The 7805-nt window shown below is 56.4% G+C and carries 8 protein-coding genes; all 8 read left to right on the forward strand.

Features of this window, described 5'->3' with window-relative positions:
- Window positions 1-7 precede the first annotated feature (7 nt).
- The 8 genes from AACY30_RS25580 (at window position 8) to msrQ (ending at window position 7483) form a co-directional block, all read left to right on the forward strand.
- Window positions 8-742 (forward strand): tetratricopeptide repeat protein, encoded by a 735-nt coding sequence (locus AACY30_RS25580; RefSeq protein ID WP_339420318.1) that lies wholly within the window; start codon window positions 8-10, stop codon window positions 740-742.
- Window positions 742-1071, forward strand: coding sequence for a YqcC family protein (locus AACY30_RS25585; protein WP_065875696.1), 330 nt, complete (start codon window positions 742-744; stop codon window positions 1069-1071). The genes AACY30_RS25580 and AACY30_RS25585 overlap by 1 nt, the downstream gene beginning before the upstream one ends.
- 431 nt (window positions 1072-1502) lie before the next feature.
- The gene (locus AACY30_RS25590) at window positions 1503-3227 is read left to right on the forward strand and encodes an acetolactate synthase 3 large subunit (protein ID WP_339420319.1); all 1725 of its coding nucleotides are present in this window, start codon (window positions 1503-1505) and stop codon (window positions 3225-3227) included.
- A gap of 2 nt (window positions 3228-3229) precedes the next feature.
- On the forward strand, window positions 3230-3721 hold the full coding sequence (gene ilvN / locus AACY30_RS25595) for an acetolactate synthase small subunit (RefSeq protein ID WP_003176102.1): 492 nt from the start codon (window positions 3230-3232) through the stop codon (window positions 3719-3721).
- Window positions 3722-3768: 47 nt separating this feature from the next.
- On the forward strand, window positions 3769-4785 hold the full coding sequence (ilvC, locus tag AACY30_RS25600; RefSeq protein WP_339471761.1) for a ketol-acid reductoisomerase: 1017 nt from the start codon (window positions 3769-3771) through the stop codon (window positions 4783-4785).
- A 143-nt stretch (window positions 4786-4928) separates the two neighbouring features.
- Entirely contained in the window at window positions 4929-5786 is an 858-nt protein-coding gene (pssA, locus tag AACY30_RS25605; RefSeq protein ID WP_049711521.1) for a CDP-diacylglycerol--serine O-phosphatidyltransferase, read from the forward strand.
- 63 nt (window positions 5787-5849) lie between these two features.
- Entirely contained in the window at window positions 5850-6863 is a 1014-nt protein-coding gene (gene msrP / locus AACY30_RS25610) for a protein-methionine-sulfoxide reductase catalytic subunit MsrP (RefSeq protein WP_339471762.1), read from the forward strand.
- A complete protein-coding gene (msrQ, locus tag AACY30_RS25615) occupies window positions 6863-7483 on the forward strand; it encodes a protein-methionine-sulfoxide reductase heme-binding subunit MsrQ (RefSeq protein WP_339471763.1) in 621 nt (206 codons plus the stop codon). The genes msrP and msrQ overlap by 1 nt, the downstream gene beginning before the upstream one ends.
- Window positions 7484-7805 lie beyond the last annotated feature (322 nt).

The raw sequence follows: 7805 nt of genomic DNA on the forward strand, positions 1-7805 counted from the left end.
GTTTCAAGTGAACAAATGGTTGTTTCCAGCTATTACAGCTCTGGCTTTGCTCAGCGGTTGCTCCAGCGTTCAACGCGGCTCCATTCCCGTGGTGGACTCGAGCACAGCCGTCTCCAATAACGACCGGATTTCGGCCAATGGCGGGTTCCGTCAAACCGTGACCAAGCGTCCTGCGCAGGCAACGACCCAGGCCATGCCACAGGATTCCGGCGTGGTGGTGATGGTGCCAGGCGGCGGCGCAGCGGCATCGGCGCCGATCAGTGCTGAGCCCTGGACACCTGGGCCAAGCACCTCGGGCCCGATTGACTCCACGCCGGTTCAAGCGGCGCCGATCAATCAAGGCACCTACAACATGCCGTCGACGCCAAGTGGTATTCCGTCATCCTCCAGCGGGGGCGGCCTGTCGGCTGATGAGCAATTGGACGGCCCGGTGCTGGCGCTGCTGACCACTGCCCAGCAACAGCAGGCAGGGGGTGATTTGAACGGCGCTTCGTCCAGCCTTGAGCGCGCCCAGCGTGTTGCACCTCGCGAACCTCAAGTGTTGTATCGCTTGGCGCAAGTACGCATGGCCCAGGGCGACGCGCCGCAAGCCGAGCAGTTTGCCCGTCGGGGCCTGACCCTGGCTCACGGTCGTCCAGACCTGCAAGCCAGTCTGTGGGCCTTGATTGGTGACGCGCGTGCTGCACAAGGTGACGCAGCCGGCGCGGCCCAGGCTCGCCTGAAAGCCAAGGTCAGCCTCTGATGGATGCACGCTTTCCCGCAATTGCCGAACAGTTATTGCTGATTGAGCGCGAATTGCGCGTGCAGGGCTGGTGGGACGAGATGTCCCCCAGCGTCGAGGCACTCAGCAGCGTTGAGCCCTTTTCGGTAGACACCCTGGACTTTCACCAGTGGCTGCAATGGATCTTCCTGGTGCGCATGAAGCAGATCCTCGAGCAGGACCTGCCATTGCCAAATGCTTCAGGGATCATGGAGATGGCGGAGATGGTATACGCTGACCGTCCGCTGGAAAGCCTCGGCTTGCGCAATGCGCTGAAAAAGTTCGACCAACTGATCGCCGACGCTCGTTAATTGCCTGACTGCCGGGTTTTCCGGCAGTCTTGCGCACATTTCTACCGCTTGACGACATTCAGGCGAGTTTTATCCCTCCTCAAACCCCTTTCTCCTACGTTCTCATGCGCTTAGTTGGAAAAAAGCGCAATTATTGCTTGACTTGAAGGGGCTGAGACAGAAGAATCCAAAGTCCGCTGTATCGGGACTGCCAGAAGCAGGCCCGCTCAGCAGATCATGAGGCGCACATCCGCGCCGACCTGTTACACCCGCAACGCGTTACCTCGCGCTGGGTGGGAAAAGCCCGCAACACTTGGGACGATCCCAATACTTGCTCAGTCAGTGCTGACGTAGTCGGCGACCACCGTCGCTCATGCTCTGTTGAGAAGTAAACCTATTAAGACCCGTCGGTTTTCAACGGACGGTATTCTGGCGTTTTAGAGGTGAACAACGTGGAGCTTTTATCTGGCGGTGAGATGCTCGTCCGCTTTTTGCGTGACGAAGGCGTCGACTATATTTACGGGTACCCAGGTGGTGCTCTGCTGCATGTCTACGACGCACTGTTCAAGGAACCGGCTGTTACCCACATCCTGGTTCGCCACGAACAGGCCGCGACCCATATGGCTGACGGTTATGCCCGTGCCACCGGTAAAGCCGGCGTGGTACTGGTAACGTCCGGCCCAGGCGCAACCAATGCCATTACCGGCATCGCGACTGCCTATATGGACTCCATCCCGATGGTGATCATTTCTGGCCAGGTGGCAAGCACCATGGTCGGTACCGATGCATTCCAGGAAACCGACATGATCGGTATCTCCCGGCCGATCGTGAAACACAGCTTCATGATCAAGCATGCGTCGGAAATTCCGGAAATCATGAAAAAGGCTTTCTACCTCGCACAGTCCGGTCGCCCGGGGCCTGTCGTGGTCGATATCCCGAAAGACATGACTAATCCGGCGGAAAAATTCGAATATATCTTCCCGAAAAAAGCCAAGCTGCGTTCCTACAGCCCGGCCGTTCGTGGGCACTCGGGGCAAATTCGCAAGGCAGCTGAAATGCTCCTGGCAGCCAAGCGTCCCGTGTTGTACTCGGGTGGTGGTGTGATTCTGGGCGGCGGTTCCGCACCGCTGACCGAACTGGCCAAGCTGCTCAACTTGCCGGTGACCAACACCTTGATGGGCCTCGGCGCATTCCCGGGTACGGATCGCCAGTTCGTCGGCATGCTCGGCATGCACGGCAGCTACACCGCCAACCTGGCGATGCACCATGCCGATGTGATCCTTGCAGTGGGTGCACGTTTCGATGACCGGGTAATCAACGGCGCGAGCAAATTCTGCCCGAACGCCAAGATCATCCATATCGACATCGACCCGGCGTCCATCTCCAAGACCATCAAGGCCGACGTCCCGATCGTAGGTCCTGTTGAAAGCGTATTGACCGAGATGGTTGCCGCGCTCAAGGACATCGGCGAAGCGCCGAACAAGGAATCCGTCGCCAGTTGGTGGAAGCAGATTGACGAATGGCGCGGTGATCGCGGCCTGTTCCCTTACGACAAGGGCGACGGCAGCATCATCAAGCCACAAACCGTGATCGAAACCCTGTGCGAAGTGACCAAGGGCGACGCCTTTGTGACCTCCGACGTGGGCCAACACCAGATGTTCGCTGCGCAGTACTACAAGTTCGACAAACCTAACCGCTGGATCAATTCCGGTGGCCTGGGCACGATGGGCTTTGGTTTCCCTGCGGCCATGGGTGTGAAACTGAGCTTCCCGGACACAGACGTCGCGTGCGTCACCGGTGAGGGCAGCATCCAGATGAATATCCAGGAACTGTCGACGTGCCTGCAGTACGGCCTTCCAGTGAAGATCGTCTGCTTGAACAACGGCGTGCTGGGCATGGTTCGTCAGTGGCAGGACATGAGCTACAACAGCCGTCACTCCCATTCCTACATGGAGTCGCTGCCAGATTTCATCAAATTGGTTGAAGCCTATGGCCACGTCGGCATTCGCATCACCGACTTGAAAGATCTGAAGCCGAAGATGGAAGAAGCGTTCGCCATGAAAGATCGCTTGGTGTTCATCGATATCAAGGTGGATACCAGCGAGCACGTCTACCCGATGCAGATCAAAGACGGCTCGATGCGCGACATGTGGCTGAACAAGACGGAGCGTACTTAATCATGCGGCACATTATCTCCCTGCTTTTGGAGAACGAACCCGGCGCTCTGTCTCGTGTTGTCGGCCTGTTTTCGCAACGCAACTACAACATCGAAAGCCTGACCGTGGCCCCAACCGAAGACCCGACCCTGTCGCGCCTGACGTTGACCACCGTGGGCCACGATGAGGTGATCGAGCAGATCACCAAGAACCTCAACAAGCTGATCGAAGTGGTCAAGCTGGTCGACCTGTCGGAAAGTGCCCACATCGAGCGCGAGCTGATGCTGGTCAAGGTCAAGGCCACCGGCGCCCAGCGTGCCGAGATCAAGCGCACTACCGATATTTATCGCGGGCAGATCGTCGATGTGAGCGCCAGCGTTTATACCGTTCAACTGACCGGTACAAGCGACAAGCTGGACAGCTTCATCCAATCGATCGGGACGGCCTCGATACTGGAAACAGTACGCAGTGGTGTCACCGGGATTGCCCGTGGCGACAAAGTACTCAGCATTTAACCCAAATTAGTGAATGGCCTTACGGCCTGGATATATAGAGGAACCTCATGAAAGTTTATTACGAAAAAGATTGTGACCTGTCGATCATCCAGGGCAAGAAAGTCGCCATCATCGGCTACGGCTCCCAGGGTCATGCGCAAGCGTGCAATCTGAAAGATTCCGGCGTTGACGTGACTGTTGGCCTGCGCAAAGGCTCGGCGACTGTTGCCAAGGCTGAAGCCCATGGCCTGAAAGTGACTGACGTTGCTACCGCCGTTGCTGCTGCCGACCTGGTCATGATCCTGACCCCGGACGAGTTCCAGTCCGCGCTGTACAAGAACGAAATCGAGCCGAACATCAAGAAGGGCGCCACCCTGGCCTTCTCCCACGGCTTCGCGATTCACTACAACCAGGTAGTGCCACGTGCTGACCTCGACGTGATCATGATCGCGCCGAAAGCCCCGGGCCACACTGTGCGTTCCGAGTTCGTCAAAGGCGGCGGTATCCCTGACCTGATCGCGATCTACCAGGACGCTTCGGGCAATGCCAAGAACGTTGCGCTGTCCTACGCTGCGGGTGTTGGCGGTGGTCGTACCGGCATCATCGAAACCACCTTCAAGGACGAGACTGAAACCGACCTGTTCGGCGAACAAGCCGTTCTGTGCGGCGGTACCGTTGAACTGGTAAAAGCCGGTTTCGAAACCCTGGTTGAAGCTGGCTACGCGCCGGAAATGGCCTACTTCGAATGCCTGCACGAACTGAAACTGATCGTCGACCTCATGTATGAAGGCGGTATCGCCAACATGAACTACTCGATCTCCAACAACGCCGAGTACGGCGAGTACGTGACTGGCCCGGAAGTGATCAACGCCGAGTCCCGCCAGGCAATGCGCAACGCCCTGAAACGTATTCAGGATGGCGAATACGCCAAAATGTTCATCAGCGAAGGCGCGACCGGCTACCCTTCGATGACCGCCAAGCGTCGTAACAACGCCGCTCACGGTATCGAAATCATCGGCGAGCAACTGCGCTCCATGATGCCGTGGATCGGTGCCAACAAGATCGTCGACAAAGCCAAAAACTAAGTCGTACGCATCAACGGAAAACGCGGCTTAGGCCGCGTTTTTTCGTTTGTGGGCTGGTTCTGGTATAAAGCTGCATCGTTTGCGGGCGAACACTCGCCGCACGTATTTGTCGAATTTTTTCAAACCGTTGCAAGGTAAAGTCCATGAGCGAACGTCCCGAAGAGCCACACCAGGCTTCTGACGCCGAAAGCCTGCTGCCGATCGATGAGCATGTCGAAGAAGGGCATGACGCCGAAGGTCGCAAGGTCCGGCATCGTGGCATCTATCTTTTGCCCAACCTGTTCACTACGGCAAACCTGTTTGCCGGCTTCTATTCCATCATCAACTCCATGAGCGCCCAAAGTGCGTTGGCGGCGGGTGATGCGGTGAGTGCCAGTAAGTATTTCGGTTTTGCTGCCATTGCCATTTTCGTTGCCATGGTGCTCGACGGCCTTGATGGTCGTGTGGCACGCATGACTAACACGCAAAGCGCCTTCGGTGCCGAGTACGACTCGTTGTCGGATATGGTCGCGTTTGGTGTAGCCCCTGCGTTGCTGGCATTTGCCTGGGCGCTGGGTGATATGGGTAAGGTTGGCTGGATGGTCGCCTTCATCTATGTTGCGGGCGCTGCTTTGCGTCTGGCGCGCTTCAATACTCAGGTGGGGACTGCCGACAAGCGGTATTTCATCGGTCTTGCCAGCCCGGCGGCTGCGGGGGTGGTGGCAGGTATTGTCTGGGCGTTCAGTGATTACGGTATTCAGGGCTCGAAAATGTCGTTCCTGGTGGCGTTGATGGTAGCTGCTGCCGGTATGCTGATGGTCAGCAATATCAAGTACAACAGCTTCAAAGAGCTGGACCTAAAGGGGCGTGTGCCTTTCGTGGCAATTCTGGCAGTGGTGCTGGTGTTCGCCGTGGTGTTCAGTGATCCTCCGCGTATCCTGTTGCTGGCCTTTCTGGTCTACGCCGCTTCGGGCCCGGTTCAGTACCTGTTGCATCTGCGCCGCGACAAAACATTGCCTTAATGTAATTTCCCCCATACTCCGCAGTCTATTGGTGTATCAGTTCTCCAATGCTGCGGGGTTGCCATGTTAATCAAATTGCCTAAAGCGTCCGATTGCCATGAATCGGATGTCACTCCTGAATCCTTCTATCTTTCCCGCCGCCGCTTGCTCGGTGGTGCGCTTGCCAGCATCGCAGCCAGCAGTTTGCCGCGTTGGGCCAATGCTGAGGAAACCTCACGTTATGCTGATGTCGAAGCGGGCAGGGCGCCGAGCTGGTTTGCCGAGAAGCTGCCGAGTACCAAATGGCAGGCGGTCACGGTAAAGGACGAAGCGATCACGCCGTTCAAGGATGCGACTCACTACAACAACTTCTATGAGTTTGGTACGGACAAGGGTGATCCCGCAGCGAATGCGGGCTCGCTCAAGACCGAGCCCTGGAGTGTGGTGATTGATGGCGAAGTCGCCAAGCCGGGGCGATATGCCCTGGAAGACTTTATGAAGCCGTATCAATTGGAAGAGCGTATCTACCGTCTGCGCTGCGTCGAGGCGTGGTCGATGGTCATCCCCTGGATCGGTTTTCCGATCTCGGCCTTGCTCAAGCAGGTTGAGCCAACCTCCAAGGCCAAGTACATCCGCTTTGAAACTCTCCAGGATTCCAAGAGTATGCCGGGCCAGCGTTCGAGTTTCGGCTTGATCGATTGGCCTTATATAGAAGGGTTGCGCCTGGATGAGGCGATGAACCCGCTGGCGATCCTGGCTGTTGGCATGTATGGGCGCGAATTGCCCAACCAGAACGGCGCTCCGCTTCGCTTGGTTGTGCCTTGGAAGTATGGCTTCAAGAGTGTGAAGTCCATTGTGCGGATCAGTCTCGTGAGCGAGCAACCGAAAACCACTTGGCAGAGCATTGCTGCGGATGAGTATGGGTTCTATGCGAATGTGAACCCCACGGTCGACCACCCACGCTGGACTCAGGCTCGGGAGCGTCGTCTGCCGAGCGGCCTGTTCAGTCCGAATGTGCGTGAAACGCAGATGTTCAACGGCTACTCCGATGAGGTGGCTTCTCTTTATACCGGTATGGATTTACGGAAGAACTACTGATGCGCTATCCAGTTTGGCGCATTGGCGTCTTTATAGCTGCGGCGATATGGCCGTTGTATTGGCTGTATGAGGCGTGGGGTTTCGCCCTTGGGCCTGATCCGGGCAAGGTTCTGGTCGATCGACTGGGGTTGGGTACGTTGATCTTGTTGCTGATTACGCTGGGGATGACCCCGCTGCAGAAGCTTAGCGGTTGGGCCGGGTGGATAGCGGTTCGTAGACAATTGGGTTTGTGGTGCTTTGCCTATGTGGTGCTCCATCTGGCTGCTTATTGTGTGTTTGTGCTGGGGTTGGATTGGACGCAGTTGGCGGTGGAATTGCGCAAGCGGCCTTACATCATTGTGGGGGCGTTGGGGTTCCTGTCGCTGTTGGTATTGGCGGTGACGTCGAATCGTTATAGTCAGCGTCGGCTGGGGAGTCGTTGGAAGAAGCTGCATCGCCTGGTGTATGTGATTCTTGGTCTCGGCTTGCTGCATATGCTGTGGATTGTGCGGGCTGATCTCAAGGAGTGGGCTATCTATGCTTCTATAGGCGTGTTGCTCTTAGTGCTGCGGATACCGCCTGTAATGCGTCGGATCCCCCGCCTTATTGCGAAAAAACCACTTTCTGCAACAAAAGCGTAATTAAGGGTTGACGGCAGATTCTGGAAGTCTATAATTCGCCCCACTTCCGGCGCAGTCGAAACGGAAAACTCCTTGGTAAACAAAGAGTTATGCGAAATTCGACAGCGAGTTGCTTCAGTTCATCGAAGCCCAGAAGGAGTTGGTAGGGCGGTGTTGTTTGGCTCTATTAACGTTTCGATCCTCTCGATCGAAAGTGGAGAAAAAGAGGTGTTGACAGCAGCGTGTAACGCTGTAGAATTCGCCTCCCGCTAACGAGAGATCGGAAGCGCAAGTGGTTGAAGTTGTTGAAGAATTCTTCGAAAACTTCTGAAAATAATCACTT

The organism is Pseudomonas sp. RA_5y_Pfl1_P24, assembly GCF_963970945.1.
Classification (GTDB): domain Bacteria; phylum Pseudomonadota; class Gammaproteobacteria; order Pseudomonadales; family Pseudomonadaceae; genus Aquipseudomonas; species Aquipseudomonas tritici.